This is a genomic window from Nocardioides convexus (assembly GCF_011090295.1).
On the sequence record NZ_JAAMYA010000001.1, the window covers coordinates 4,196,331 to 4,221,835 of the forward strand.

Here is a 25,505-nt window from a genome sequence, read left to right on the forward strand (position 1 = left end):
CCGTGTTCGCCCAGGTCAAGGCTCGACGACGACGGGTTCCAGCAGACGCTGACCTACATCGTGTGGGTGCTCGCCCTCATCGGGATCCTGTGGTTCACCGTGCGCCCGTTCCTGGTCTGGCTGACGACGGTGCACGCGTTCACCGACCGCCGGCTGATCACCCGCAACGGCATCATCACCCGCCGCGGCCACGACATCCCGCTGGCCCGGGTCAGCGACGTCTCCATCGAGATCAACCTGATGGACCGCCCCTTCGGCTGCGGCAGCCTGGTCATCGCGGACGCCTCGACCTTCGGGACGGTCCGGCTCAACGACATCCCCCACGTGGAGGCCACCCAGCGCCAGCTCAACGAGCCTGCTGCACGACCTGCACCAGGGCCCCGGCTCGCGCCGCGACGAAGGTGTCTGACCCGGACCCCGAGCCTGACCTTCCTCGGGGAGGACCCGCAGGCTCACCGCGGACGAGGTCGCCGAGCGGGCCGGACTGCCGGTCGAGAAGGCGCGCCGGCTGTGGCGCACCCTCGGCTTCCCCGAGCGCGGGGACGCGCGCGCCTACACCGAGACCGACGTCGAGGCGCTGCGGCTGATGGCCGACCTGCTGGGCGAGAAGGTCATCGGCTTCGACGTCGCGCTCAACGTGGCCCGGGGCGTGGGCCTGTCGATGGCCCGGCTCGCGGACTGGGAGGTCGGCGAGCCTGGTCCACCACGTCGACGACGCCTTCGTCGAGCAGGGTGGCCCCGAGGACGGGGACCCCACCGCCTGGGTGCTGGACCGCTTCGGCGGCCGCTTCGAGGACCTGCTCGTCTACTCCTGGCGTCGCCACCTGGCCGCCGCCGTGGCCCGGATGCAGGCGGTCCGGGCGGTCGACTCCGACCCGCACACCACCGACCTCAGCGTCGGGTTCGCCGACATCGTGGGCTTCACCGCGCTGTCCAACGAGGTCAGCCGGGAGCGGATCGGCGAGCCTGGTGGAGGTCTTCGAGGCCCGCTGCGGCGACGTGATCGCCCGCGACGGCGGCCGGCTGATCAAGAGCATGGGCGACGCCGTGCTCTACGTGAACGACGACCCGCTCGCCGCCTTCACCACCGCCGAGGGGATCATCAACGTGATCGGTCGCGACCCCCGGATGCCCGACGTCCGGGTGGGCCTGGCCAGCGGCGGCGTCGTCCTCCGGCTGGGCGACGTCTTCGGGCCGCCGGTGAACCTCGCCGCGCGGCTGACCCAGGTCGCCCGGCGCAACCGGATCATCGTCGACCACGCCACCGCGGACCTGCTCCCGGCGGACCAGATCGAGTCCCGCCCGCTGCCGCCGCGCCCGGTGCGCGGCTTCGGCGTGGTCGAGCCGGTCGCCGTACGACGCGCCTGACCTGCCACCCCTGAGGCGTCGCTAGGCAAAATTCTCGGCATTTCGCCCCGGGCGGGCGGCTGGCGTCCTTACCTTGACCTCGTGATCGAGGTGCAGGACGTACGGGTCGATCCCTCGACCCGACGCGCGTGGCGGGGTGACCGCGAGATCCTGCTGTCGCGCAAGGAGTTCGACCTCGTCCACGCGCTGATCGCCCGCGCCGGGTCCGTGGTCACCCGCGAGGAGCCTGATGCGCGACGTCTGGGGCGTGACCTTCTGGACCTCCTCGAAGACGATCGACGTGCACCTGGGCTGGGTACGCCGCAAGCTCGGCGACGACACGCGCCAGCCGCGGCTGATCACCACCATCCGCGGGCAGGGCCTGCGCTTCGAGGCCACCGAGGCCGACCTGACCGGCACCGCCTGAGTCTCTTAGAGTTCGGCCCGTGACCGAACGCTCCCCCCGCATCGCCGTCATCGGCGGCGGCCAGCTCGCCCGGATGATGGCCCAGCCCGCGATCGCGCTCGGCGTGCCGCTGCGGCTGCTCGCCGAGGCCGAGGGCGTCTCCGCGGCGCAGGTGATCCCGGACCAGCAGGTGGGGGACTACCGCGACCTGGACACCCTGCGCGCGGTGACCGCGGGCTGCTCGGTCGTCACCTTCGACCACGAGCACGTGCCGACCGAGCACCTGCGCGCCCTCGCCGACGACGGCGTGGTCGCGCACCCCGGTCCCGAGGCCCTCGTGCACGCGCAGGACAAGGTCGTGATGCGGGAGGCGATGGCCCGCCTCGGCGCCCCGCAGCCGCGCTGGGCCGTCGTCGCCTCGGCGGCGCAGGTCGAGGAGTTCGGCCTGCCGTGCGTGCTCAAGACCTCCCGGGGCGGGTACGACGGCAAGGGCGTCTGGTTCGCCCGCACACCCGAGGACGCGGCCGAGGCGCTGGCCGCCGCCGAGCAGGCGGGGGTCCGGCTGCTGGCCGAGGAGCCTGGTGGACTTCCGCCGCGAGCTCTCCGCGCTGGTCGCGCGCTCGCCGAGCGGCCAGGCCGCGGCGTATCCCGTCGTGGCGACGCTGCAGGTCGACGGCGTCTGCAGCGAGGTGGTCGCCCCCGCGCCGGGCCTCGACCCCGCGCTCGCCACGTCCGCGCAGGAGCCTGGCGCTGCGGATCGCCGGCGAGCCTGGGCGTGACGGGCATCCTCGCCGTGGAGCCTGTTCGAGACCGCGGAAGGGATCCTGATCAACGAGCCTCGCCATGCGCCCGCACAACACCGGCCACTGGACCCAGGACGGCGCGGTCACCAGCCAGTTCGAGAACCACCTGCGCGCGGCCCTCGACCTGCCGCTCGGCTCGCCCGAGCCGCGGGCCCGCTGGACGGTGATGGTCAACATCCTCGGCGGCGACAACCCCGACGTCGGCCGCCTCTACGACGGCTACCCGCACGCGCTCGCCCGCGACCCCCGGCTGCGGGTGCACCTGTACGGCAAGGACCTGCGCCCGGGCCGCAAGGTGGGGCACGTCAACACCTTCGGCGACGACCTCGAGGACTGCCTGGAGCGGGCCCGGCACGCTGCCGCGTGGTTCCGGGGGGACCTCGGCAACCACAGCGAGTAGCCCGGCGCCGGGTGGCGAGCCCCGGGACGTCACGCTCTAGGCTCCCTGTCCATGACTGCGCGTGTGGGCATCGTGATGGGCTCGGACTCCGACTGGCCGGTGATGAGGCTGGCCGCCGAGGCGCTCGAGGAGTTCGGCATCGCCTACGAGGCCGACGTCGTCTCCGCGCACCGGATGCCGGAGGAGATGCTGGCCTACGGCAAGGAGGCGGCCGAGCGCGGGCTGTCGGTGATCATCGCCGGCGCCGGCGGGGCGGCGCACCTGCCCGGGATGCTGGCGGCGGTCACCCCGCTGCCGGTCATCGGTGTGCCGGTGCCGTTGAAGTACCTCGACGGGATGGACTCGCTGCTCTCGATCGTGCAGATGCCGGCCGGGGTGCCGGTGGCGACGGTCGCGATCGGCGGCGCGCGCAACGCCGGCCTGCTCGCCGTACGGGTGCTGGGTGCGACGGACCCCACGCTGCAGGAGCGGATGACCGCCTTCCAGGCCGACCTCAAGGCCGCCGCCGAGGCGAAGGGCGCCGTCGTCCGGGGCGGCTGATCCCATCGGATAGCCTGACGCCCGCCCGAGACGCCCACCGCGACGACCGAGGACGCATGCCGCCCGCCACCGCTGCCGTAGCACCCACGACGACCGAGCACGCCCCGCCGAAGGGGGAGATCCTCTCCCTGACCGGTCTGCGGGCGGTCGCCGCGCTCGCGGTCGTCGTCCACCACACCGGCCTGCCGCCGTCGGCGCCGGAGTGGGCGGCCAAGATCGCGCAGTGCGGCTTCATCGGCGTACCGCTGTTCTTCATGCTGTCCGGCTTCGTGCTGGCCTACAACTACCCGACGCTGAGCCCGCGCAGCGGCTGGCGCAAGGTGGTCCGGTTCTGGGTGGCCCGCATCGCCCGGGTGATGCCCCTGTACTGGGTGGTGCTGATCTGGGCCATCTGCATGCGTGAGTTCCGCGGCATCCCGCAGGACTCCAGCCTCCCGCTGCACTTCCTGGGCCTGCAGACCTGGTCCGGCGACCTCAGCGTCGGCGCGCAGATGTACAACGCGCCGGGCTGGTCGATCTGCGTGGAGCTCTTCCTCTACGCGCTCTTCCCGTTCCTGGTCCCGGTCGTCGCGATGGCGGCACGACGCTTCGGTGCGCGCGGCCTGCTCGCCCTCGCCGGCCTGGCCTTCGCCGTCCAGGCTCACGCTGTGGGCGATCTTCGTCATCAACGGCAACGCGGACCTTCCGGCCGTGGACCCGGACTCGGCCCACCGCTGGCTCTACCGCAACCCGCTGACCCGGCTGCCGGAGTTCGTGGTCGGCATGTGCCTGGCGTTCCTGCTGGCCCGCGGGTTCCGGATGCCGCGGGTGCTCGCGCACCTGAGCCAGGCCGCGGTGATCGTCTTCGTGCTGGTCATGTGCGGGACCCGCGACCTGACCAGCGGCCCGCTCGGCGCGGCCTTCTTCGGCACGTTGTGGACGGTCCCGTTCGCGGTGCTGATCATCTCGCTGGCGTCCGACCGCGGCTTCTTCTCCCGGTTCCTCTCGGTCCGGGCCATGGTGATGCTGGGCACCGCGTCGTACGCCCTCTACATCACCCACCGCGGCCTGCTCGGCGCCTTCGGCAAGGAGTACGTCACCAGCGCACCGGGGCGGTGGGGGTACGTCGCCGTCGTGGTCGTCATCGCGCTCGCACTTGCCCTCGCCGAGGGTGCGCACCGCTACGTCGAGTTTGCCGGCGCGCGAGCGGCTCCTCAAGATCGCCGACCGGTTCCTGAAGCCGCGCAAGCCCGCGGCCTGAGGCTCATCCGCGCCGGCGCCACTCGATGGCGGGGCAGGTGTCCATGACCATCGGCACGCCGGCCGCACGGGTCCGCTCGAAGGCCGCCTGGTCGACGACGCCGGCCTGGAACCACACGCCCTTGGCGCCGATCGCGACCGCCTCGTCGGCGAACTGCCCGGCGTCCTCGGAGCGGCGGAAGACGTCGACCACGTCGATCGGGAAGGGCACGTCGGCCAGGGAGGCGTAGCCCTGCTCGCCGAGCACCGTGGGCGCCGCGGGATGGATCGGCACGATCCGCTTGCCGCGCTGCTGGAGCAGACTCGGCGATCCGGTACGCCGTGCGGTCGGGGTTGCCCGACAGGCCGACGACGGCCCAGGTCTCGGCGTCGTCGAGCATGAAGTCGATCGCCTCGGGGGACAGGTGCGCGGGCGCGGAGGTCATGCAGGTCCAAGGCTCCGGCGGCCGACGTTCTTCCCCGGTGCGTCCTTCGCCAGTGCCTCGCGCACCTGGGCCACCACCTGCTCGACGTCGGCACCCCCGCCGGTGATCACGATGGTGGGCGCCGCGCTGCCCGGTCCGCCCGGTCCGCCCGGTCCGCGCAGCAGCGGCAGGGCGAGCGCCAGCGCCTGGTCCAGGAGCTCCTCCGGCGCGTCGGTCTCCCCGCGCAGCCACCGGCGCAGCACGTGGTTGTGGGCGATGACCACCGAGGCCGCCACCAGGCTCGGCGCGCAGCGGCCCGTCCGGCTCGGTGTCGAGCCAGGTGTGGATGTGCTGGGAGAACAGCCGCACGTAGCGCTGCACGCTGGCGACCTCGCGGTCCCGGATCGCCGGGACGCTGCTCGCCAGCCGGTAGCGGGCACGGGCGGTGGCGCCCTCGGCGAGGTAGTGGGCCAGCACCAGCCCCGCCGCCTCGCGCAGCGCGACCTCCCGGCCGCCGGCGCCCGCCGTCGCGAGCCGGTCCGCGACGCGGCCCAGCAGGGCGTCGTGGTCGGGGAGCACGACGTCCTCCTTGCCGCGGAAGTGGCGGAAGAAGGTGCTCCGGCCGGTGCCCGCTCGCGAGGCGATCTCCTCGACCGTGGTGGCGTCGTACCCCTGGCCCTCGAAGAGCTCGAAGGCGGCGGCGACGAGGCGGTCGCGGGCGGTGGTGGGCACGCCTCAGGCTAACTCGACGGAACTGAGTCTCATAGTTACGATACTGAGTACCAACGCCGAAGGAGCCCGCTGTGAGCGACCACCCGATGTACGCCCTCTCCGAGGAGCACCAGGCCATCCGCGAGGCCGTCCGTGCGATCTGCGACGCCAAGGTCGCGCCCTTCGCCGCGGCCGTCGACGAGGAGGCCCGCTACCCGCAGGAGGCGCACGACGCACTCGTGGCGGCCGACTTCCACGCGCCCCACGTGCCCGAGGAGTACGGCGGCGCTGGTGCCGACGCGCTCGCCACCGTCCTCGTGATCGAGGAGGTCGCCCGGGCCGACGTCTCCGCGTCGCTCATCCCTGCGGTCAACAAAGCTCGGCTCCCTGCCCGTCATGATCGGTGGCGGTGAGGAGATCAAGAAGAAGTACCTCACCAAGCTCGCGGCCGGCGAGGGCGGCTTCTCGTACTGCCTCTCCGAGCCCGATGCCGGCTCCGACGCCGCGAACCAGAAGACCCGCGCCGTGCGCGACGGCGACGACTGGATCCTCAACGGCACCAAGCGCTGGATCTCCAACGCGGGGGAGTCGGAGTTCTACACCGTCCTGGCCACCACCGACCCCGACGCCCGGACCAAGGGCATCTCCGCCTTCGTGGTGGAGAAGTCCGACGCGGGCGTCTCCTTCGGCGCCCCCGAGAAGAAGCTCGGCATCAAGGGCTCGCCCACCCGCGAGGTCTACTTCGACAACGTCCGCATCCCCGGCGACCGGATCATCGGCGAGGAGGGCAAGGGCTTCGAGTACGCCATGAAGACCCTCGACCACACCCGGATCACCATCGCCGCCCAGGCCGTGGGCGTCGCCCAGGGCGCGCTCGACTACGCGCTGGGCTACGCCAAGGAGCGCCAGCAGTTCGGCAAGGCCATCGCCGACTTCCAGGGCCTGCAGTTCCTGCTCGCCGAGATGGGCATGAAGGTCGAGGCCGCCCGCCAGGCTGACCTACGCCGCTGCCGGCCGCTCCGAGCGCGGTGACAGCGACCTGACGTTCTTCGGCGCCGCTGCCAAGTGCTTCGCCTCCGACGTGGCGATGGAGGTCACCACCAATGCCGTCCAGGTGCTCGGGGGCTACGGCTACACCCGCGACTACCCGGTCGAGCGGATGATGCGCGACGCCAAGATCACCCAGATCTACGAGGGCACCAACCAGGTCCAGCGCATCGTGATGGCGCGCCAGCCTGCTGGCGGGGGTCCAGAGCGACATCTGAGTCCTCCGGAGCCGGCGCGGGCCCGGGCGGCGACGGTCCGGGGACGCCGCTGTGTCCTCGATCACGAATGTCGTCGGATCTGAAAACTTTTCGACCCCTCAACTTGCGCGTTCTGCGTAACTCGGACCCCTCCGGCGTGGTTGTCTTGGGTATCCGGTCCGCCATCGGGGGCGGACGGGGACCTTGTTTCACCGAAATCGGGAGTTGGGGGCCTTGATGCGCCGCATCCTCACAGCGCTGTTCCTCGCGGGACTGCTGGTCGTGCCTGTCGCGCCGGCGCACGCCGACGACGAGCTACTCGCCTCCCATCCCGACGAGTCCGCCACGTCGGCGCGCCGCGGATCGAGGTCGGCCAGCGCGTCCGGCTCACGATCGAGGTCTCCTCCAACAGCAACTCGCCCGAGGTCGGGTCGGTGAAGCTCACGATCTCCACCGCCGCGGCCCGCAAGGCTGCCCGGCTCGCCGCCCGTGGCGTGGTCTGGACCAAGACCGTGCGCTACGCCGGCACCCCGCTCGAGGTGGTCGGCCCGAAGCCGCCTCGTGGCCGCTACGCCGTGGCGATGGCCTTCACGCCCGACGGTGGCGCGCTCGTCGGCTGCCGCAACTCCGCCGCCTTCCGGGTCGGCGCCGGCGGCGACGTCGGTGGCGAGGAGGACGGCAACGGCTCGGGCGGCCTGCCCAACACCGGTGGCCCGCACCTGTGGATCCTGCTCGCCGGACTGACCCTGGTTCTCGGCGGCAGCGGCCTCGTGGGTGGCAGCCGCCGCCTGGGCGCTACTGCTTGATCCAGCAGATCCAGGCTGATCGGCCTGATCGAGCCGGCCCGCGCGTTCGCGTGACGCCGCTGGGCGTCATGGCGTTGGATGGGGGCTGCCGGTCGCCCTGAGGCCGGTCGAGGAGGGACAGCCATGGCCGAGGACCACGACGACCCGTCGTACGACGGCCCGGAGGACGGCGCCGTGCAGACGGAGCGGGTGCGCCGCAAGCGCCGCCGCCCCGGTGGCGGCACGCCGGCCGAGGCGCCGTCGAGGAAGCGCCGCATCTCGTTCTGGATCGGCTGCGGCCTGATCGCCGCGGGCCTGGCGATCCTGGCGTGGGTCGCCTGGCAGTTCTGGGGCACCAACTGGCAGTCCGAGCGCAAGCAGAACGAGGTCCGCAGCGCGCTGCAGGACGGCTGGTCCGACGGCCAGGACGTCGTGCGCACCGACTTCGGCAACGCCAGCGCGCTGCTGCGCATCCCGAGGTTCGGCAAGGACTACGAGATCCCGGTGCTGGAGGGCTCCACGCCCGACGTGCTCGCGGCGGGGGTCGGCCACATGGAGGACACCGCCGAGGCCGGCGCCGCGGGCAACTACGCCCTCGCCGGGCACCGGGTGACCCACGGGGAGCCGTTCGCCGAGTTCCCGAGCCTGCGGGCCGGTGACAAGGTCTTCGTGCTGACCCGCTCCGCGACCTACGAGTACGTCCTCGACACGGGCGGGGAGGACCTGGTCATCCCGTTCACCCAGACCTGGCCGCTGGAGCCCAAGCCGGTGAACCCGAAGCAGGGCGGGGTCCAGCCGCCGGCCTCGATCGGCGGCCTGCCGAACGACCACATCCTCACGCTGCTGACCTGCTCGGAGATCTTCCACACCGACAACCGCTCGATCGTTTTCGGCCACCTGGTGGAGAGGACTCCCGCGAAAGCGCAGTGACCCACTACAGTCATGTCCCAAGGCACCTCTCCCGTCACTGTTGACGAGCCGGGCGCTGCATGGGGAGAGGCTCTAGGAGGAAATTGTGCTGAGGAAGGCTTGCTGCGCTGGCCGCGCTCTCGGTGGCCGTGGTCGTGACTCCGGCGACGGCGGCCCAGGCCGACCCGTACTCGCCGCAGCCTGCCGACCGTGACCCACATCAAGGTGGTCACCGCGGTCCCCGGGAAGCCGGTCGTGCTCGAGGTGAGCGCGAGCGCGAACTACAAGACCCCGCCCGAGGGTGACATCGCGGTCTCGCTGTCCGCCGCGTCCGGCACCGCCCGCGCTGCGCGCGCCGTCGTGGCCGCGCCGCTGTTCAGCACGACCGTGCACTTCGTCGACCAGCCGGTGCGCGTCACCGGCCCGGTCGTGCCGCGTGGTCGCTACCTCGCCACGGCGGCCCTGACGCCCGACGACGGCGCGTTCTTCCTGCCCTCCGACGCGCGCACCGCGTTCCGCGTCGGCGTGGCCGGCGAGACCGGTGGCCAGGAGGACGGCGCCAACGGCGGTCTCCCCAACACCGGTGGTCCCGACGTGTGGTGGCTGGTCCTCGGCGCCGGTCTGGTCGGCGCGGGCGCGGCCGGCGTCGGCTACAGCCGCCGTCGCCAGGTGGGCCTGCCCGCCTGAGCGCACCCCGTTTCTCCCACCGGCCGCCCACGGGCGGCCGGTGGTCTTTTTCGGATGAGGAACAGGTTCTAGAGTGGGGACGTCACCGACGACCCCGGAGGTTCTGATGCCCTCACTGCGCTGCCCCTGCGACACCACGCTGCGTGCTGACACCGACGACGAGCCTGGTCGAGAAGGCGCAGGCGCACCTCGCGGCCGAGCACCCGGGCCGGGAGTACAGCCGCGAGGAGATCCTGTTCATGGCGCTGTGAGCGCCGGGGTCACTCGATGGGCGGGAGCTCGGAGGCCTTGCCCGTGAACTGCGGGGCGCGCTTCTCCAGGAAGGCGGCCACGCCCTCCTTGCCGTCGCCGATCGAGGTCCAGTACATCGCCAGCGAGTCGGTCAGGTGCGCCTCGAGCGGGTCGGCGGCGGCGCCGTTGCGGTAGAGCATCCGCTTGGCGAGGCCGAGCGCGACGGGAGAGCGGTCCACGACGAAGGAGCGAGCCAGCTCCAGGGCCGTCGGGAGCAGGTCGTCGGGCGCGTGCACGCTGCGCACCAGCCGGCCGGCGAGCGCCTGCTCAGCGGTGAGGATCTCGGCGGAGTAGACCCACTCCAGGGCCTGCTGGATGCCCACGATCCGCGGCAGGAACCAGGCTGGAGCACGCCTCCGGCACGATGCCCAGGCGCCCGAAGACGAAGCCGATCCGGGCCTTCTCCGAGGCCAGCCGGATGTCCATGGCCAGGGTCATCGTGGCACCGATGCCGACCGCCGGGCCGTTGATCGCGGCGATCACCGGCTTGGGCAGGGCGTGGATGGCCAGGGTGACCTTGCCGCCGGTGTCGCGGACCCCGGAGTCGAACGGCGCCGCGTCGTACGACGCCCGGAAGTCCGCGGGCGTCGGCGACAGCGTCTCGTCCAGCCCGAAGACGTTGCCCTCGGCGCTGAGGTCCATGCCGGCGCAGAAGGCCCGCCCGGAGCCGGTGACGACCACGGCCTTGACCGCGTCGTCGCGGGCGTCGGTGAGGAAGACCTGCTCCAGGCTCGCGGGCCATCGTCAGGTCGAAGGCGTTGAGCGCGTCGGGTCGGTGCAGGGTCAGCAGGGCGACGCCGTCGGCGTCGACCTCCCAGGTGAGGGTGTCGTACACGGGACTTCCTTGGGGTCTCAGCCGGCGAGGCCGGTGGCGGTGCAGAGCCTTGGCGGTGATGTCGTCGGTGCGGTCCTCGGCGATGATGTCGAAGAGCCTGGCCGGCGCGCTTGCGGTCCCAGGCTGGCGTCCGCCCCGGCGAGCGGCACCGTGCACGACTTCGGGGTGTCGGTCATCGCCAGCGCCCACTGCGAGGCGTCCCAGGGGCCCATGCCCTCGCCGAAGCGGAAGAAGTCCGGCACGGCGGCGTTGGTCTGCCAGTACCGGACCGGGTTGATCACCGACCAGGGCGAGAGCACCTTCTTGCCGACCGCGGCGACCACCTCGCGCTGCTGCTGCACGCGGGCCAGGTCGGAGATCGGGCTGTACTTGCGGGCCCGGGCGTAGGCCAGCGCGGTCGCGCCGTCCACCTCCTGGCAACCCTTCTTCACGTTCAGGCCCGAGGGCTTGTCGCGGATGTTCCGCTTCGGGCAGATCTCGATGCCGCCGACCGCGTCGACCACCCCGACCAGCCCGCCGAAGCCGATCTCGACGTAGCCGTCGATGCGCACGCCGGTGGCCTTCTCCAGGGTCTGCACGAGCAGTGGGATGCCCCCCTTGCTGAACGCCGAGTTGACCTTCCCCACGCCGTGCCCGGGGATCTCCAGCGGTGAGTCGCGGGGGATCGAGACGAGCGTGGTCGGGCCGTCGCCGGTGTGCAGCAGCATCATCGTGTCGGTCAGCGAGCCTGGCCGCGTTGCCCGTGTGCAGGCGCCGGCGCTCGGCCGGGGAGAGGCCGGCGCGCGAGTCGCTGCCCACCAGCAGGTACGTCGTCCCGGGCTGGTCCGCGGGCCGGTCGCCCTTGGGCTCGAAGGCCACCTTGTCCACCTTGCTCCAGGTGAACAGCGGGACGGCGACCAGGAAGGCCAGCCAGATCACCAGGACCAGGAAGAACAGGCGCACGTAGGTGCGCGGGCGCCGCCAGCGGCTGGAGCGCGGCGGCTCCCACGACGACGGTGCGGCCCGGTTGGCGGGCTCGGGCGTGGCGCCGTACTGCTGCGCCGGCGGGAGCCGGTCGGGCCGCCGCGGCGGTGTCGCGCCGGGGCGCGGCTGCACCGGGATCCGGCGGGTCGGCTCGGGGTCGTCGCCCCGCGGGGAGCGCGAGGAGGAGGAGCCGGTGCCCGAGCCGGAGCCGTAGATCCAGTCGTAGTCCGGGCCGTCGTCCCCGGTGCCGTCCTTGCCAGCCATGGGAGGGACGCTACCGTCAGGGGGTGAGCGAGATCGTTGCGGCACGCACGCCGTCGTACTCCCGGATCGAGCCTGGCGTCGGTGACCTCGCGCGCCCAGGCCAACCTCTTGGGCAACATCCACGGCGGTGAGGTGATCAAGCTCGCCGACTCGACCGCGGGCGTCGTCGCGCAGCGGCACAGCGGGGGTCCGGCCGTGACGGCCGCGCTGGACGAGATGGCCTTCCTGGAGCCGGTGCGGGTGGGCGACATCGTGCGCACCTTCGGCCAGATCAACTGGGTCGGCAGGCTCCTCGATGGAGATCGGCGTGCGGATCGAGACCCAGCCGTGGGACGCGACCACGGAGCCTGCGGCACGTCGGCTCGGCGTACTTCGTCTTCGTCGCGATCGACGGCGCGGGCGCGGCCCGGCCGGTGCCCGCGCTGGAGGCCGAGACCGAGGAGGACCGCCGGCGGATGCGGGAGGCGGAGATCCGCCGGGCGCACCGGCTCGCCAAGCGGCAGGAGATCGAGGCGGTCAGGCTGGCCTGAGGGCCACCTCGCCGAGCGCCGCGGCGACCGCGTCCACGGCGGCAGGGCGCGGTGGCGCGCCGTACGTCGAGAGCCTGGATCCGGCGGTGCGCGGCCAACCGGTGCGCGACGACGCCCGGGTGCCGGTGCGCGCGCAGCACCAGCCCGGGCAGCACGGTCACGCCGAGCCCGGCGGCCACGAGCGACTGGACCGCGACGTAGTCGTCGCTGGCGAAGGCGATCGCCGGGGTGAACCCGGCGTCCGCGCACAGCGCCAGCAAACCACGGCGGCAGCGCTCGCAGCCGGTGATCCACTCGTGCCCGGCGAAGGCGCCGAGATCGTCGGGGGAGGGCCCGTCGGCGCCCGTGCGGACCACCAGGTGCAGCGGGTCCTCGAGCACGGGCACCGAGGTGATCTGGTCGGGCTCGGGCTGATCGGGATAGGCGAAGGTGAGCGCGAGGTCGACGGTGCCGGCGCGCAGCAGGCTCGTGCGCCTCGGGCGGCTCCGCCTCGGTGAGCTCCGGACTCGATGCCCGGGTGGCGGGTGGCGAGCAGTGCGAGCGCGTCGGGAACCAGGGTCGCCGCGCCGGAGGGGAAGGCCGCGAGGCGGACCCGGCCGGCCTGCAGGCTGGTGGCGGCGGCGGAGCTCGGCCTCGGCGCGTGCGAGCAGGCCGAGGATCTCCTCCCCACGGCGCGCCAGCAGCACCCCCTCCGGGGTGAGCCGGATCCCGCGGCCGACCCGCTGCAGCAGCACGGCGCCGGTCTCGGCCTCCAGCCGGCGCAGGTGGTGGGAGATGGTCGGCTGGCCGTAGTGCAGGACGGCGGCCGCGGCCGACACCGAGCCGGTCCGGTGCAGCGCGACGAGGGCCTCGAGGCGGCGCAGGTCGATCATTGATCGATCGTATCGATTGATCTGCGCGACAGGAACTATTGGACCGATGAGTGCTCCGGCCGCGACGATGGAGCCATGTCCTCCACGGTGCCCGACCCGACGTACGACGACGTGGTGCGCGCTGCCGCGCTGGTGGCCCGTGAGCCTGCCGCCGACCCCGCTGCAGTCCCACCCGCTGCTCGACGCCGCGGTCGGCACGACGGTGCTCGTCAAGCACGAGCACGTGCTGCCGACGGGATCCTTCAAGGTCCGCGGCGGGGTGCACCTGGCCGCGACCCTCACCGACGACGAGCGCCGTCACGGCCTGGTCACCTGCTCGACCGGCAACCACGCCCAGTCCGTCGCGTACGGCGCCCGGTTGGCCGGCGTGCGCGCCACGATCGTGATGCCGGCGAGCGCCCCCGCGGTGAAGCAGGACGCGGTCGCGGCGCTCGGTGCGGACGTGCTCGTCCGCGGCGCCACGCTGGGGGAGGCCGGCGAGGCGGCCCGCGCGCTGGCGGCGAACTCGGGTGCGTCGTTCATCTGCCCCACCGACCCGCGGATCGTGCTGGGCCACGCCACGGCGTACCTCGGTCTGTTCGGGCAGGCCGGCTCGGGGCGGTCTACGTGCCGGTCGGCAGCGGCACCGGCGCGGCCGGGGCCTGCCTGGTGCGCGACGTGCTTGCACCGGACTGCCAGGTGATCGGCGTGCAGTCGGCCGCGGCGCCCGCGGGCTGGCGCTCCTGGCGCAGCGGCGCCATCGAGACCGCACCGGCGGCCACCCGGGCCTCGGGGCTGGCGACGACGACCGGCTACCCGTTGCCCCAGCGGATCCTGCGCGGGCGTCTCGACGACTTCGTGCTGGTGCTCGACGACGCCATCGACGCTGCCGCGCGGCTGCTCGCCACCCGCGCGCACACCCTCGCCGAGGGTGCCGGAGCCGCCGCCCTGGCCGGCCTGCTCACCCCCAGAGCGAGGGCCGGCCGGGGCGGTCCGCCGGGCCGGTCGCGGTCATGTGCACCGGCGCGAACGCCTCCGCGGACGAGATCGCGCGGCTCGCGGCCGCCTGACGCGGCGCGTCGCGCGCCGTGGGACGCGTGTGACTGGTGATACTGGGCGGGTGCCTGAGGCTCCGGACCGGATCGCCATCGACCAGCGGGCCGCCCAGGTGCGGTTCCGCCGGGCGTTGACCCTGATGGCGTTCACCCTGGTGGTGCCGGGCTCGGCGCAGGCTGGTGGCGGGCAACCGCCGGGTCGGCCGCATCGCCGTACGGGTCTGGGTGGCGACGCTCGCCGTGCTGGCCTTCCTCGGCGCCCGGCTCCTGCTCGACAAGTCCTTCGCGCTGGGCCTCGCGCTCAACCCGACCTTCCTGCTGGTGCTGCGGCTCTACCTCATCACCGGCGCCATCGCCTGGGCCGCGCTCTTCGTGGACGCCTGGCGGATCGGTCAGCCGCTCAGCCTGCGCCTGCCGCACCGTCGTGCCGTGGTCGGCGTCAACGGCGTGCTGTGCTTCTCCGTCGCCGGCACCCTGCTGTTCGGCGCGCACCTCGCCGGCGTGCAGCGGGACTGGCTGACGATGTTCGCCGACGGCGAGCTCGGCTCGGCCCACGACGGCCGCTACAACATCCTGCTGCTCGGCGGCGACTCCGGCGCGGACCGGTGGGGCCTGCGCCCGGACTCGATGACGGTCGCCTCGATCGACGCCACCACCGGCAAGACGGTGATGATCGGGCTGCCGCGCAACATGCAGAACTTCCACTTCCGCGACGGCTCGGTGATGGACAAGCAGTTCCCGAAGGGCTTCGGCGGCGAGGGCCGCTACCTCAACGGGGTCAGCACCTGGGCCGAGGACCACACCGACCTCTTCGACTCCGACACCCCGGGCATCGACGCCACGGTCTCGGCGATCGAGGGCATCACCGACCTGAAGATCAACTACTGGGTGATGGTCAACATGAAGGGCTTCCGGCGCCTCGTCGACGCCTTCGGCGGGGTCACCCTCAACGTCCGGCAGCGGATCCCGGTCGGTGGTCTCGGCAAGGACGTCACCGGCTACATCGAGCCGGGCAAGCGCAAAGCTCACCGGCTACCAGGCGCTGTGGTTCGCCCGCTCCCGCGAGGGCAGCGACGACTACTCCCGGATGGCCCGCCAGAAGTGCGTGATGACCGCGCTGCTCACCCAGGTCAGCCCCAAGCAGGCGCTCACCAACTTCCAGGAGATCGCCGAGGCGTCCAGCGCGATGATCAAGACCGACGTGCCGGGAGGTGCGCTCGGCGACTTCGCCCAGCTCGCGATGCGCGCCCGCGACCAGAAGGTCTCGACGGTCTCCCTGGTCCCGCCGCAGGTCAACACCGCCAACCCAGACCTCGACAAGGTCCACGCCATGGTCAAGGCCGCGATCGACCGGGCCGAGGGCAAGGCGCCCGCGCCCACCCAGGCGAAGAAGAAGCCCGGCAAGGTCACCGGCGGCTCGATCGGCTCCCGCAACGACGGGTACGTCGCCAACGAGACCGACGACGTCGCCGCCGCGTGTTGATCCCGGCCGAGGGGCCTCAGACCGGCAGCGCCGCCACGACGGCGTCGTAGGTGTCCTGGTCGGGTGCCGCGACGATCCCGCCCTCGAGCCTGCGGGGCACGAGCGGACCGCCGTCGTGACGACCGATCACGCCACCGGCCTCGGTGAGGATCAGCGCGCCGGGCAGGTGGTCCCACGGCATCGAGCGGCTGTAGACGAGTGCCGCGGCGTCCCCGCCGATCAGGTGCGGGTAGTCCACCCCGCAACAGGCCCAGGTCAGACTCCAGGGTGCCCAGCGTCCCGAGGTCGCGGCCGACCCACTGCCGGCGCGCGGTGCGGTACGGCGCGGGCGAGCCGCTCGTCACGTCCAGCCGCTCGCCGTTGAGCCAGGCGCCGGCGCCCCGCTCGGCGACGTAGGACCGCTCGTGCTGGGGCTGCCAGATCCAGCCGCGGGTCACCTCGCCGGCGACGACCTCGGCGACCATGACGGCGTGGTCGGGCGAGCCGTGGACGAAGTTCTTGGTGCCGTCGACCGGGTCGACGGTGAAGGCGTGCTCGGCGGTGGCGAAGCGGTCGAGCAGCGCGGCGTCGGCGGCCATCGCCTCCTCGCCCAGCACCACGGCGTCCGGGTACGCCGCCAGCAGCGCCGCGGTGATCAGCGTCTCCGACTCGTGGTCGGCCACGGTGACCAGGTCGCCCGGGCTCTTCTCGGAGACCTGCTCGTCGGAGAGCGCGCGGAAGCGGGGGTTGATCACCTCCGCGGCGACGTCCTGCAGGAGGGTCAGCACGGCGGTGGTGTCCACGGCCTCCACGTTAGTGGTGCCGGCCGCCGGTCCGTCATGCTGGGTCCATGCGCTTCACCGAGCACGAGCCTGACGGCCGCGGTCACGGGGGCGGCGAAGCTCGTCCTCGCCACCGACCGCAAGCGGCGCCGCAAAGGCGTCGACGCCGAGACCACCTGGGCCGAGATGGACCGCTTCGCGCGCTTCCAGGTCCTCGACGCCGTCGGCGACCAGGTGCTGCCCGTGCTGGTCGCGCTGCCCGACGTGGACGTCGAGCCCGGCACCCGGCCGTCGTACGACGACAAGACGATCGCCGCCACGGTCGAGGGCCTCGTCGGCGACGGCCTCGGCCGGGTGCGGCGCACGATCGAGGTGCGGGCCCGCACGGCGCTGGTGCAGGCCGCGCTGGCCGCCGTGCCGCCGCGCCTGGACCCCGACGCCCTGATCACCGACCAGTAGGGTGGCCGCCGTGCGTGTGCAGGCGGTCGTGGTCACCTTCAACCGGCTGGCGATGCTGCAGCGCCTCGTCCCGCGGTTGCGCGAGACCCCCGGCCTGGAGCGGGTCCTGGTCGTCGACAACGCCTCGACCGACGGCACGGGGGAGTGGCTGGCCGGCCTCGACGACCCGCTGGTGCGGCACCGGACGCTGCCGGCCAACACCGGCGGCGCGGGCGGCTTCCACGACGGGCTGGGCTGGGCGGTCGAGGAGGGCGCGGACCTCGTGTGGCTGATGGACGACGACGGCCTGCCGGATCCCGACTGCCTGGAGTCTGCTGCTGGCGCGCGTCGAGCGCGACGGCCTGGAGTTCTGCGGCCCGGCGGTGCTCGCCGAGCAGGACCCCTCACGGCTGTGCTTCCCGATCCGCCTGCCCGGCGGCACGACGGTCGTGCACGAGATGGCCGCGGTCGAGGCCGCCGCGAAGGATGGGCTCATCGACGGGGTGGTCATCCCCTTCAACGGGGTGCTGGTCACCCGCGACCTGGTCGAGCGGATCGGCCTGGTGCGCGAGGAGTTCTTCATCTGGGGCGACGACGTGGAGTACCTCTGGCGCGCGGAGCGGGCCGGCGCCCGGATCGCCACGGTCGTCGACGCCCACTTCCTGCACCCGGCCACCGACGACCTCGGCACGCCGATGATGTTCGGCCGCACGACGTACAACCACACGGCGAGCGACCTCAAGCACTACTGCATGGCCCGCAACAACACCCTGAACCTGCGGGAGTACCGCGGGTGGGTGCACGTGCTGCTGTTCTGGCTCAAGACCGTGTGGTTCTACCTGCTCACCAAGCCGCAACCGGCGCGGGTCCCGCTCAGCGCGCGGGCCGCGGTCGCCGGCCTGCGCGGCGACTTCACCGGCCACCGGCGGTACCTGCGATGAGCGCGCCCGAGCGGACGGCGGAGAAGGTCGCCGTCGTCGTGGTCACCTACAACCGGGCCGACCTGCTGGAGCGGATGCTGGCCGGCCTGGCCGCGCTCGACCGCGCGCCGGACGCGGTGCTGGTGGTGAACAACGCGAGCACCGACCACACCCGGGACGTGCTCGAGGGCAGCACCCTGCCCGGCCTCGTGGCGATCCACGCGAGCGACAACCTCGGCGGCGCCGGCGGCTTCCACCTCGGCCTCAAGACCGCCTACGAGCAGGGCTACGACGTCATGTGGCTGATGGACGACGACGTCGTCCCCGCGCCCGACTGCCTCACCCGGCTGCTGGGCGCCGAGGGCTCCTGCCTGATCGCGGTCCGCGAGGACCTCACCGGCGCGCTGGTGGAGAAGGCCGCGCTGCGCTTCGACCTGCGCAACCCGCTGGCGATCAGGCCGAAGACGGCGAGCATCGACTCGGCGTACTCCTCCCGGGCGGAGATGCCGGCGACGGTGGCGGTCGAGAACGTTGCCTTCGAGGGCTTCCTGGTCCGCCGCGAGGTCGTGGACGCGATCGGGCTGCCGGACCCGTCGTACTTCATCTTCTACGACGACGTGGACTACGCGATCCGCGCCCGCCGGGCGGGCTTCGCCATCCACGCCGTACGCGACGCGGTGCTCGTGCGGCAGCTTCTCCTTCGACCAGCAGCACGACCTGGCCGGGTGGAAGGGCTACTACATGTACCGCAACCTCTTCGTCGTCCACTTCCGGTACGGCGAGAACGCCGCGGTCCGGCTCAAGCCGTGGCTGGTCGCGTTGGCGGTCGTCCTGCTCAGTCCGCTGCGGGGTGGTCGGGCAGAGGCGCGGAACGTGTGGCGAGCGCTTCGGGATGCCCGGGGGATGCGAGCCCTGCCGGCACGCTGACCGGGTCCGGGACCAGCCTGGACCCGCCAGCCGATCCGGTTGCCCGTCGCGACCCCGGCGAGGTAGACCGCGAAGGCACCCAGCGCGGCGCCGGCGAGGACGTCGACGAAGAAGTGCCAGCCCAGGTAGACGGTGGCGAGCACGGTCAGCACGAAGAAGGTCCACGCGGCGAACCGGATCCACCGGGCCAGCCTTGATCGCCTGCACGACCAGGCAGATCGTCATCATGATGCCGACGTGGAGCGAGGCGAAGGCCGCGATCGTCTGCAGGCCGGACTCGCCGTGGCTGGCCATCGTGCTGACCCGGTCGTCCCACATCGAGGCGGCGAGCCGGCTGACGTAGGTCTCGGGCAGGTCCGCGAAGGTGCCGCGGTCGGAGTAGATCGGGCCGACGGTCGGCAGCACGACGTAGAGCACGGCGCCGAGCGCCCAGTCGAGGGCCACCGCGGTGACGTACCACTCGCCGGCGCGGGTGTGCCGGGTCCACACCAGCGCGATCGCGATGGAGACCGGCACCAGCGCGATCCACACGATGTAGACGGAGGAGAAGAAGTGCGCCGCGAGGCCGGTGCCGAACCACGCGTGCAGGGTGGACGCCGGGTCGTGGCCGGCGAAGAGGAACCGGTCGATGTCGGCGAGCCTGGGCGTCGTAGATCTTCTCGTGGACGAAGGGCGCCATGCTCTTGACGTTGCGGAAGGCGGCGTAGCAGAGGTACCAGGCCGCGACGCCGTTGAGCGCGAACTTCCAGTGCGAGGCGGGCCAGCGCTCGCGCATCACCGTGCGGGCGGACGTGCGCAGCCGGGAGCCCCAGCCGCTGGCGGGGCGCCCGGCGGCGTACAGGATCCGGGGGACGACGTCGATGGCGATCGCGCCGAGCACGATCGCGGGGAAACGGATGTAGCCGGGGATCAGGCTGTCCGGGTCCTTGATCGGGATGTCCTCGAGCCTGGGAGAAGAGGACCGTGAGCGCCGCGAGCCCGAGGCCGGCGACCCAGGCCAGGGCGAACGACGGCGCTCCTCGGCGTCCGTCCTGGTGGTCATTCACCAGAACAGGATATTCGTCACGTTCGCCGAAGCGACGGCGCGTGCCAGATGTGTCTGCGCGGCTACTGATCCGTAAACTCACCCTCCGTGACCCTCACCTCGTCGAAACCCGATCTCGTCGTCGTCGGCTCGGGCTTCTTCGGCCTCACCGTCGCCGAGCGCTGCGCCGTCGACCTGGGCCTGCGGGTGCTCGTCATCGAGCGGCGCTCCCACCTGGGGGGCAACGCCTACAGCGAGCCCGAGCCGGAGACCGGCATCGAGGTCCACAAGTACGGCGCGCACCTGTTCCACACGAGCAACGAGCGGGTCTGGGAGTACGTCAACCGGTTCACCTCCTTCACCGGCTACCAGCACCGCGTCTACTCCACCCACGACGAGCAGGTCTACCCGCTGCCGATCAACCTCGGCACGATCAACCAGTTCTTCGACGCGGCGTACTCGCCCGCCGAGGCCCGGGCCCTGATCAAGGAGCAGGCCGCCGAGCCTGGGCGACAAGGAGCCGGAGAACTTCGTCGAGAAGGGCGTCTCGCTCATCGGCCGCCCGCTCTACGAGGCCTTCATCGCGCACTACACCGCCAAGCAGTGGCAGACCGCGCCCGAGGAGCCTGTCGGCCGACATCATCAGCCGCCTCCCGGTGCGCTACACCTACGACAACCGCTACTTCAACGACAAGTACGAGGGCCTGCCCACCGACGGGTACGCCGCCTGGCTGGCCAAGATGGCCGACCACCCGAACATCGAGGTGGTCCTGGACACCGACTTCCTCGCCGACGGGGTCGCGGAGCAGTTCAAGGGCAAGGTCCCGATCGTCTACACCGGCCCGGTCGACGAGTACTTCCACAACAGCGAGGGACGCCTGTCCTGGCGCACCGTCGACCTGGTGCCCGAGGTGCTCGACGTCGACGACTTCCAGGGCTGCTCGGTGATGAACTACCCGGACCCCGACGTCGACTTCACCCGGATCCACGAGTTCAAGCACTTCCACCCCGAGCGCAAACTACCCCGAGGGCAAGACCGTCATCGTCCGGGAGTACAGCCGCTTCGCCGAGGAGACCGACGAGCCGTACTACCCGGTCAACACGGCCGAGGACCGGGAGAAGCCTGTTGAAGTACCGCGACCTCGCCGAGCGCGAGCCGATGGTGCTCTTCGGCGGCCGCCTCGGCACCTACAAGTACCTCGACATGCACATGGCGATCGCATCGGCGCTGTCGATGTACGACAACAAGGCTCAAGCCGCACTTCGCCGACGGTGTGGAGCTCAAGAGCGGTGGGGTGGACGCATGACGGTCTCGACAGGCTCGACCAACGCCACGGTGCGCCGGCTGCTGCAGCGCCAGATCCTGCCGATCGACCGCGACCCCGAGGTCTTCGCGCTCTACGCCGACCTGAGCGAGCCCGACCTCGACGAGGACAAGTACGTCGTCGGCGGGTCCCGCGCTGCCCAGGAGATCAACAACACCAAGATCCGTCAGGGCACGACGGGCGGGGAGAAGGCTGCGTGCCGAGCAGGCTGCTCGACCGGACCCGGCTGCGGGTCGACGCGGGCCAGGGGATCAGCCTGGCGTCGTACTTCAATGCCTTCCCGGCCAGTTACTGGCGCCGCTGGACCATCGTCGACGAGGTCCGTCTCGCGGTGACGATCGAGGGCGCCGGCGCGACCGTGATCGTCAACAAGTCGCTCGCCAACGGCAACAGCCAGCGGGTCGAGTCCGCGCACTCGACCGAGGACGGCACGCAGACCTTCGTCTTCGACCTCACCCTGCGGCCCTTCATCGACGGCGGCTGGTACTGGTACGACGTCCAGGCCGGCGAGGAGCCGGTCGTGGTCTCGGCCGAGTGGACCGCCGAGGTCCCCGCCGACCGGGCCGAGCACGGCACGGTCGACGTCGCGATCACCACGATGAACCGCCCGGAGTTCTGCTCCGAGTTTGCTCGTGCAGTTCGGGTCCGAGGACCTCGCTCCCTACCTCGACACCGTCTTCGTGATGGAGCAGGGCACCCAGAAGGTCGCGGACGCCGAGGCGTTCCCCGCCGCGCAGGCCGGGCTGGGGGAGAAGTCTGCGGATCATCGAGCAGGGCAACCTGGGCGGCTCGGGCGGCTACGCCCGCGGACAGACTCGAGTCGCTGCGCAAGGGCACGGCGACGTACGCCCTGATGATGGACGACGACGTCGTCTGCGAGCCCGAGGGCATCATCCGCCAGGTCGTGTTCGGCGACCTCGCCCGGCGTCCCACGATCGTCGGCGCGCACATGTTCAGCCTCTACTCCCGCTCGCGGCTGCACAAACTTCGGCGAGATCGTGCACCCCTGGCGCTTCTGGTGGAAGACGCCCGAGGACGGCTACCAGCAGTGGGACTTCGCGACCCGCAACATCCGCTCCGCGCGCTGGCTGCACAAGCGGGTGGACGTCGACTTCAACGGCTGGTTCTCCTGCCTCATCCCGCGCGAGGTCATCGAGCGGATCGGCCTGTCGCTGCCGCTGTTCATCAAGTGGGACGACGCGGAGTACGGCCTGCGTGCGCGCGAGCACGGCTTCCCGACCGTCACCCTGCCCGGTGCGGCGGTGTGGCACGTGCCGTGGACCGACAAGAACGACGCCCTCGACTGGCAGTCCTACTTCCACCTGCGCAACCGGATGGTCGCGGCCCTGCTGCACTCGACCTTCCCGCGCGGTGGCCGGGTGATGCGCGAGCCTCTTCAACAACCAGTCTCGCGCACCTGGTGGCCATGCAGTACTCCACCGCCGAGTCTGCGGCTGCAGGCGATGGAGGACGTGCTGCGCGGCCCGCAGGCACTGCACGAGATGCTCGCCACCCGGCTCGGGGAGATCAACGCCACGCGCAAGGAGTTCAGCGACGCCCAGACTCGTCGCCGACGTCGACACCCTGCCGCCCCCGCGGATGGAGAAGCCGCTCAAGAAGGACCTCACCCAGGTCCCGAGCCGCCGCTCGCAGATCATCAGCGCCGGCCTGGCGCCGCTGCGCCAGCTCAAGGCGCCGCGCGCGCTGTCGCGGACCAACCCCGAGGCGGTCATCCCGGCGATCGACGCCAAGTGGTACCGCCTCGCCGGCTTCGACTCCGCCATCGTCTCGATGAACGACGGCACGTCGGCCGCGCTCTACCGACGCGACCCCGAGCTCTACCGGTCGCTGCTCAAGCGCACCCTCGACCTGCACGCCCGCTTCGCCCAGCAGTGGCCGCAGGCTGGCCCGGCAGTACCGTGATGCCCTCGGGGAGATCACCTCACCGGAGGCTTGGGACAAGACCTTCGCACCGTGGACCGAAGGAAGTGCCGAGTGACCGACACCCTGGCCAACCCGTCGACGCCGCGGGAGGAGCAGCCGCTCAGCCCGCCGTCGCCGCCCAGCGGCCTGATCGCCGTCTTCAAGCAGCGCTACCTGCTGCGCCTGCTGGTGCAGCGGGAGATCAGTGCCCGCTACCAGGGCTCCTTCCTCGGGCTGATCTGGTCCTACATCAACCCGCTGAGCCAGTTCTTCATCTACTGGTTCGTGATGGGCTTCCTCTTCGGCGCCCACAAGGACACACCGAACTTCCCGATCCACCTCTTCGCCGGGCTGATCCTGGTCCACTTCTTCAACGAGACCTTCAACGCCGGCACGCGCTCGATCATGCGCAACAAGGCGCTGGTGCAGAAGATGGCGATGCCCCGGGAGATGTTCCCGGTGGCGACCATGCTGGTCTCGCTCTACCACGTGGTGCCGCAGGTCATCGTGCTCCTCGTCGCCTGCCTGATCACCGGCTTCTCGCCCGACCTCACCAGCGTGGTCTGCCTGCTGCTCGCGATCGCGATCATCGCCGCGATCGGGCTCTCCGGCGCGCTGCTGTTCAGCGCGGCCAACGTCTTCTTCAGCGACTTCGGCAACATCGTCAACGTGCTGACGAACTTCGTCCGCTTCGGCGTGCCGATGATGTATCCCTACGCCCTCGTGCACGAGCGCTTCGGCCGGTTCGCCGACTACTACCTGCTCAACCCGCTCGCCGACGCCGTGGTCATCTTCCAGCGGGCCTTCTGGTACCCCACCCTCACCCAGGCCGACCTCGACAAGCTCGACCGCCACGGCCGGGTGGTCATGCCCGACCACCTGCTCATGCACGGTGTCCTCGCCCTCCTGGGCAGCCTGGTCCTGCTGGCCTTCTCCCAGTGGGTGTTCAGCCGCCTCGAGAACAAGATCCCGGAGCGCCTCTGATGTCCACCTCCATCGTCGTCGACAACATCACCAAGGAGTTCACCCTCCGCTACCACCGGACCTTCAAGGAGGTCACGGTCGCCAAGGCGCGCGGGGTGAAGACCAGCGACAAGTTCAACGCCCTCGAGGACGTCTCCTTCAAGGTCGAGGCGGGGGAGTCGATCGGCCTGATGGGCCTCAACGGCTCCGGCAAGTCGACCCTGCTCAAGCTCATCAACGGCGTGATGCGCCCCGACAAGGGGCAGGTGCTCACCCGGGGCCGGATCGCCGGGCTGATCGCCACGGGCGCGGGCTTCCACCCCCAGCTCAGCGGCACCGAGAACCTCGTCCTCAACGCCGCCATCCTCGGCATGGGGGAGAAGGAGCTCAAGCGCAAGTACGACTCCATCGTCGACTTCGCCGACCTCGGCCGGACCATCGAGGCCCCCGTCGGCCACTTCTCCTCCGGCCAGCGTGCCCGCCTCGGCTTCGCCGTCGCGATCCATGTCGAGTCCGACATCTTCCTCGCCGACGAGGTGCTCGCCGTCGGTGACAAGCCCTTCCGCAGCAAGTGCATGAAGCGGATGCTCGAGATCCGCGACTCCGGACGCACCCTCGTCTACGTCAGCCACTCGCCGGCCTCCGTCGAGCGGATGTGCAGCCGCACCATCGTGCTGGAGAAGGGCAAGCTCGGGTTCGACGGCGAGACGAAGGCCGCGATCCACTACCTCGAGTACGACAAGCCGGACGACGACCAAGAGCTCAGCGACGACGAGATGGGCAACGACATCTGAGTTGGATGGCGCGAGCGCGTCTTCGCTGCGCTCAGCCGCGCTGCCGCGCTCGCGGTTGGCTTTCGTAGGGCTTCCGTCCGTGTGGCGGCAAGACTGCCGGCGCGCGCAGCGGTGCCTCCCTGCGCCTGCGGGCGCTCGTTCCTCGCTTCCTCCGGCTCCGGGCCGGCAGCGCTGCGCGCTGCCGGCTGTCGTTGGTTGCGCTCAGCCGTGCTGCCGGCCTCGCGGTTGGCTTTCGTAGGGCTTCCGTCCGTGTGGCGGCAAGACTGCCGGCGCGCGCAGCGGTGCCTCCCTGCGCCTGCGGGCGCTCGTTCCTCGCTTCCTCCGGCTCCGGGCCGGCAGCGCTGCGCGCTGCCGGCTGTCGTTGGTTGCGCTCAGCCGCGCTGCCGGCCTCGCGGTTGGCTTTCGTAGGGCTTCCGTCCGTGTGGCGGCAAGACTGCCGGCGCGCGCAGCGGTGCCTCCCTGCGCCTGCGGGCGCTCGTTCCTCGCTTCCTCCGGCTCCGGGCCGGCAGCGCTGCGCGCTGCCGGCTGTCGTTGGTTGCGCTCAGCCGTGCTGCCGGCCTCGCGGTTGGCTTTCGTAGGGCTTCCGTCCGTGTGGCGGCAAGACTGCCGGCGCGCGCAGCGGTGCCTCCCTGCGCCTGCGGGCGCTCGTTCCTCGCTTCCTCCGGCTCCGGGCCGGCAGCGCT

26 protein-coding genes and 9 pseudogenes are annotated in these 25,505 nt (G+C 71.7%); 26 read left to right on the top strand and 9 right to left on the bottom strand.

The genetic code is table 11. From position 1 onward, the window contains the following. Positions 1-129 precede the first annotated feature (129 nt). From G5V59_RS31150 to G5V59_RS31185, 7 genes and pseudogenes are all read left to right on the top strand, one after another. Positions 130-288, top strand: a pseudogene (locus tag G5V59_RS31150) (PH domain-containing protein); the annotation flags it as partial. A 298-nt stretch (positions 289-586) separates the two neighbouring features. Beyond that, entirely contained in the window at positions 587-1,003 is a 417-nt protein-coding gene (locus G5V59_RS31155) for a hypothetical protein (protein WP_278260375.1), read from the top strand. Beyond that, positions 970-1,368 carry an adenylate/guanylate cyclase domain-containing protein gene (locus G5V59_RS31160; protein WP_278260168.1) on the top strand — a complete coding sequence of 133 codons (399 nt, stop codon included), beginning with the start codon at positions 970-972 and terminating at the stop codon, positions 1,366-1,368. Before G5V59_RS31155 ends, G5V59_RS31160 begins: the two co-directional genes overlap by 34 nt. A gap of 229 nt (positions 1,369-1,597) precedes the next feature. Then, positions 1,598-1,774 carry a helix-turn-helix domain-containing protein gene (locus tag G5V59_RS31165; RefSeq protein ID WP_278259040.1) on the top strand — a complete coding sequence of 59 codons (177 nt, stop codon included), beginning with the start codon at positions 1,598-1,600 and terminating at the stop codon, positions 1,772-1,774. A 73-nt stretch (positions 1,775-1,847) separates the two neighbouring features. Continuing rightward, positions 1,848-2,956 (top strand): annotated as a pseudogene (locus G5V59_RS38110) (5-(carboxyamino)imidazole ribonucleotide synthase). Positions 2,957-3,007: 51 nt separating this feature from the next. Further along, a complete protein-coding gene (gene purE / locus G5V59_RS31180) occupies positions 3,008-3,496 on the top strand; it encodes a 5-(carboxyamino)imidazole ribonucleotide mutase (protein ID WP_278259041.1) in 489 nt (162 codons plus the stop codon). Positions 3,497-3,552: 56 nt separating this feature from the next. Next, a complete protein-coding gene (locus G5V59_RS31185; RefSeq protein ID WP_278259042.1) occupies positions 3,553-4,713 on the top strand; it encodes an acyltransferase family protein in 1,161 nt (386 codons plus the stop codon). A 26-nt stretch (positions 4,714-4,739) separates the two neighbouring features. Here G5V59_RS31185 and G5V59_RS31190 read toward each other — a convergent pair whose 3' ends face one another. Then, positions 4,740-5,009: a CoA-binding protein gene (locus G5V59_RS31190; RefSeq protein WP_341351345.1), complete on the bottom strand. Its 270-nt coding sequence runs from the start codon at positions 5,007-5,009 to the stop codon at positions 4,740-4,742. A 766-nt stretch (positions 5,010-5,775) separates the two neighbouring features. Next, positions 5,776-5,871: pseudogene (locus G5V59_RS31195) on the bottom strand (TetR family transcriptional regulator); the annotation flags it as partial. An 86-nt stretch (positions 5,872-5,957) separates the two neighbouring features. Here G5V59_RS31195 and G5V59_RS31200 point away from each other — a divergent pair. The 4 genes and pseudogenes from G5V59_RS31200 to G5V59_RS31215 all read left to right on the top strand — a co-directional run bounded on the left by G5V59_RS31200 (position 5,958) and on the right by G5V59_RS31215 (position 9,475). Continuing rightward, positions 5,958-7,115: pseudogene (locus G5V59_RS31200) on the top strand (acyl-CoA dehydrogenase family protein). Positions 7,116-7,528: 413 nt separating this feature from the next. Beyond that, positions 7,529-7,900, top strand: coding sequence for an LPXTG cell wall anchor domain-containing protein (locus G5V59_RS31205; protein ID WP_278259043.1), 372 nt, complete (start codon positions 7,529-7,531; stop codon positions 7,898-7,900). A gap of 123 nt (positions 7,901-8,023) precedes the next feature. Further along, the gene (locus G5V59_RS31210) at positions 8,024-8,809 is read left to right on the top strand and encodes a class E sortase (protein WP_278259044.1); all 786 of its coding nucleotides are present in this window, start codon (positions 8,024-8,026) and stop codon (positions 8,807-8,809) included. 189 nt (positions 8,810-8,998) lie between these two features. Further along, the gene (locus tag G5V59_RS31215; RefSeq protein ID WP_278259045.1) at positions 8,999-9,475 is read left to right on the top strand and encodes an LPXTG cell wall anchor domain-containing protein; all 477 of its coding nucleotides are present in this window, start codon (positions 8,999-9,001) and stop codon (positions 9,473-9,475) included. Between the two features lie 260 nt (positions 9,476-9,735). Here the strand turns inward: G5V59_RS31215 and G5V59_RS31220 are convergent, their stop codons facing one another. From G5V59_RS31220 to G5V59_RS31235, 4 genes are all read right to left on the bottom strand, one after another. Next, positions 9,736-10,089: an enoyl-CoA hydratase-related protein gene (locus tag G5V59_RS31220; protein WP_278259046.1), complete on the bottom strand. Its 354-nt coding sequence runs from the start codon at positions 10,087-10,089 to the stop codon at positions 9,736-9,738. Further along, positions 10,034-10,447, bottom strand: coding sequence for an enoyl-CoA hydratase-related protein (locus G5V59_RS31225; RefSeq protein WP_278259047.1), 414 nt, complete (start codon positions 10,445-10,447; stop codon positions 10,034-10,036). Before G5V59_RS31225 ends, G5V59_RS31220 begins: the two co-directional genes overlap by 56 nt. Before the next feature lie 171 nt (positions 10,448-10,618). Further along, the gene (locus G5V59_RS31230) at positions 10,619-11,311 is read right to left on the bottom strand and encodes an LCP family protein (RefSeq protein WP_278259048.1); all 693 of its coding nucleotides are present in this window, start codon (positions 11,309-11,311) and stop codon (positions 10,619-10,621) included. A gap of 8 nt (positions 11,312-11,319) precedes the next feature. After that, complete coding sequence (locus G5V59_RS31235; protein ID WP_278259049.1) at positions 11,320-11,589, bottom strand: hypothetical protein; 270 nt, start codon at positions 11,587-11,589, stop codon at positions 11,320-11,322. An 18-nt stretch (positions 11,590-11,607) separates the two neighbouring features. Between G5V59_RS31235 and G5V59_RS31240 the strand changes: the two genes are divergently transcribed. Both G5V59_RS31240 and G5V59_RS31245 read left to right on the top strand, forming a co-directional pair. Further along, the gene (locus tag G5V59_RS31240) at positions 11,608-11,778 is read left to right on the top strand and encodes a hypothetical protein (protein ID WP_278259050.1); all 171 of its coding nucleotides are present in this window, start codon (positions 11,608-11,610) and stop codon (positions 11,776-11,778) included. A gap of 182 nt (positions 11,779-11,960) precedes the next feature. Continuing rightward, positions 11,961-12,056 (top strand): annotated as a pseudogene (locus G5V59_RS31245) (acyl-CoA thioesterase); the annotation flags it as partial. Between the two features lie 43 nt (positions 12,057-12,099). Here the strand turns inward: G5V59_RS31245 and G5V59_RS31250 are convergent. Further along, positions 12,100-13,230 carry a LysR substrate-binding domain-containing protein gene (locus G5V59_RS31250; RefSeq protein ID WP_278259051.1) on the bottom strand — a complete coding sequence of 377 codons (1,131 nt, stop codon included), beginning with the start codon at positions 13,228-13,230 and terminating at the stop codon, positions 12,100-12,102. A 75-nt stretch (positions 13,231-13,305) separates the two neighbouring features. Here G5V59_RS31250 and G5V59_RS31255 point away from each other — a divergent pair, with 75 nt between their 5' ends. The 3 genes and pseudogenes from G5V59_RS31255 (at position 13,306) to G5V59_RS31265 (ending at position 15,747) form a co-directional block, all read left to right on the top strand. Continuing rightward, positions 13,306-14,319, top strand: coding sequence for a pyridoxal-phosphate dependent enzyme (locus G5V59_RS31255; RefSeq protein WP_278259052.1), 1,014 nt, complete (start codon positions 13,306-13,308; stop codon positions 14,317-14,319). Between the two features lie 614 nt (positions 14,320-14,933). Beyond that, a pseudogene (locus G5V59_RS31260) lies at positions 14,934-15,170 on the top strand (LytR family transcriptional regulator); the annotation flags it as partial. Positions 15,171-15,237: 67 nt separating this feature from the next. After that, positions 15,238-15,747 (top strand): LCP family protein, encoded by a 510-nt coding sequence (locus G5V59_RS31265; protein WP_278260170.1) that lies wholly within the window; start codon positions 15,238-15,240, stop codon positions 15,745-15,747. A gap of 16 nt (positions 15,748-15,763) precedes the next feature. Here G5V59_RS31265 and G5V59_RS31270 read toward each other — a convergent pair whose 3' ends face one another. Continuing rightward, positions 15,764-15,985, bottom strand: coding sequence for an inositol monophosphatase family protein (locus tag G5V59_RS31270; RefSeq protein ID WP_278259053.1), 222 nt, complete (start codon positions 15,983-15,985; stop codon positions 15,764-15,766). 166 nt (positions 15,986-16,151) lie between these two features. Between G5V59_RS31270 and G5V59_RS31275 the strand changes: the two genes are divergently transcribed. Next, positions 16,152-16,967: a hypothetical protein gene (locus tag G5V59_RS31275; protein WP_278259054.1), complete on the top strand. Its 816-nt coding sequence runs from the start codon at positions 16,152-16,154 to the stop codon at positions 16,965-16,967. A 10-nt stretch (positions 16,968-16,977) separates the two neighbouring features. Next, positions 16,978-18,990, top strand: coding sequence for a glycosyltransferase (locus tag G5V59_RS31280; RefSeq protein ID WP_278259055.1), 2,013 nt, complete (start codon positions 16,978-16,980; stop codon positions 18,988-18,990). Here the strand turns inward: G5V59_RS31280 and G5V59_RS31285 are convergent. Next, entirely contained in the window at positions 18,939-19,835 is an 897-nt protein-coding gene (locus tag G5V59_RS31285) for a hypothetical protein (protein ID WP_278259056.1), read from the bottom strand. The genes G5V59_RS31280 and G5V59_RS31285 overlap by 52 nt on opposite strands. Positions 19,836-19,925: 90 nt before the next feature. Between G5V59_RS31285 and G5V59_RS31290 the strand changes: the two are divergent. From G5V59_RS31290 to G5V59_RS31325, 8 genes and pseudogenes are all read left to right on the top strand, one after another. After that, positions 19,926-20,264 (top strand): annotated as a pseudogene (locus tag G5V59_RS31290) (NAD(P)-binding protein); the annotation flags it as partial. A gap of 209 nt (positions 20,265-20,473) precedes the next feature. Continuing rightward, positions 20,474-20,947, top strand: coding sequence for a UDP-galactopyranose mutase (locus G5V59_RS31295; protein WP_278259057.1), 474 nt, complete (start codon positions 20,474-20,476; stop codon positions 20,945-20,947). Next, positions 20,944-21,477, top strand: a complete 534-nt coding sequence (locus tag G5V59_RS31300) for a hypothetical protein (protein WP_278259058.1) — start codon at positions 20,944-20,946, stop codon at positions 21,475-21,477. Before G5V59_RS31295 ends, G5V59_RS31300 begins: the two co-directional genes overlap by 4 nt. After that, positions 21,399-21,626 (top strand): annotated as a pseudogene (locus G5V59_RS31305) (glycosyltransferase family 2 protein); the annotation flags it as partial. The gene G5V59_RS31300 and the pseudogene G5V59_RS31305, both read left to right, overlap by 79 nt. A 616-nt stretch (positions 21,627-22,242) precedes the next feature. Then, a pseudogene (locus G5V59_RS31310) lies at positions 22,243-22,653 on the top strand (glycosyltransferase); the annotation flags it as partial. An 88-nt stretch (positions 22,654-22,741) separates the two neighbouring features. Then, positions 22,742-23,065, top strand: coding sequence for a hypothetical protein (locus tag G5V59_RS31315; protein ID WP_278259059.1), 324 nt, complete (start codon positions 22,742-22,744; stop codon positions 23,063-23,065). Between the two features lie 72 nt (positions 23,066-23,137). Further along, complete coding sequence (locus G5V59_RS31320) at positions 23,138-24,049, top strand: ABC transporter permease (RefSeq protein WP_278259060.1); 912 nt, start codon at positions 23,138-23,140, stop codon at positions 24,047-24,049. Further along, complete coding sequence (locus tag G5V59_RS31325) at positions 24,049-24,822, top strand: ABC transporter ATP-binding protein (RefSeq protein WP_278260171.1); 774 nt, start codon at positions 24,049-24,051, stop codon at positions 24,820-24,822. The genes G5V59_RS31320 and G5V59_RS31325 overlap by 1 nt, the downstream gene beginning before the upstream one ends. The last annotated feature ends 683 nt before the right edge of the window (positions 24,823-25,505 follow it).

Bases quoted from the DNA above. Each gene is read 5' to 3' on its own strand.
- G5V59_RS31155 (WP_278260375.1), top strand. From the start codon at position 587: ATGGCCGACCTGCTGGGCGAGAAGGTCATCGGCTTCGACGTCGCGCTC.
- G5V59_RS31165 (WP_278259040.1), top strand. From the start codon at position 1,598: ATGCGCGACGTCTGGGGCGTGACCTTCTGGACCTCCTCGAAGACGATC.
- purE (WP_278259041.1), top strand. From the start codon at position 3,008: ATGACTGCGCGTGTGGGCATCGTGATGGGCTCGGACTCCGACTGGCCG.
- G5V59_RS31185 (WP_278259042.1), top strand. From the start codon at position 3,553: ATGCCGCCCGCCACCGCTGCCGTAGCACCCACGACGACCGAGCACGCC.
- G5V59_RS31210 (WP_278259044.1), top strand. From the start codon at position 8,024: ATGGCCGAGGACCACGACGACCCGTCGTACGACGGCCCGGAGGACGGC.
- G5V59_RS31230 (WP_278259048.1), bottom strand. From the start codon at position 11,311: ATGATGCTGCTGCACACCGGCGACGGCCCGACCACGCTCGTCTCGATC.
- G5V59_RS31250 (WP_278259051.1), bottom strand. From the start codon at position 13,230: ATGATCGACCTGCGCCGCCTCGAGGCCCTCGTCGCGCTGCACCGGACC.
- G5V59_RS31255 (WP_278259052.1), top strand. From the start codon at position 13,306: ATGTCCTCCACGGTGCCCGACCCGACGTACGACGACGTGGTGCGCGCT.
- G5V59_RS31285 (WP_278259056.1), bottom strand. From the start codon at position 19,835: ATGACCACCAGGACGGACGCCGAGGAGCGCCGTCGTTCGCCCTGGCCT.
- G5V59_RS31315 (WP_278259059.1), top strand. From the start codon at position 22,742: ATGGAGAAGCCGCTCAAGAAGGACCTCACCCAGGTCCCGAGCCGCCGC.
- G5V59_RS31325 (WP_278260171.1), top strand. From the start codon at position 24,049: ATGTCCACCTCCATCGTCGTCGACAACATCACCAAGGAGTTCACCCTC.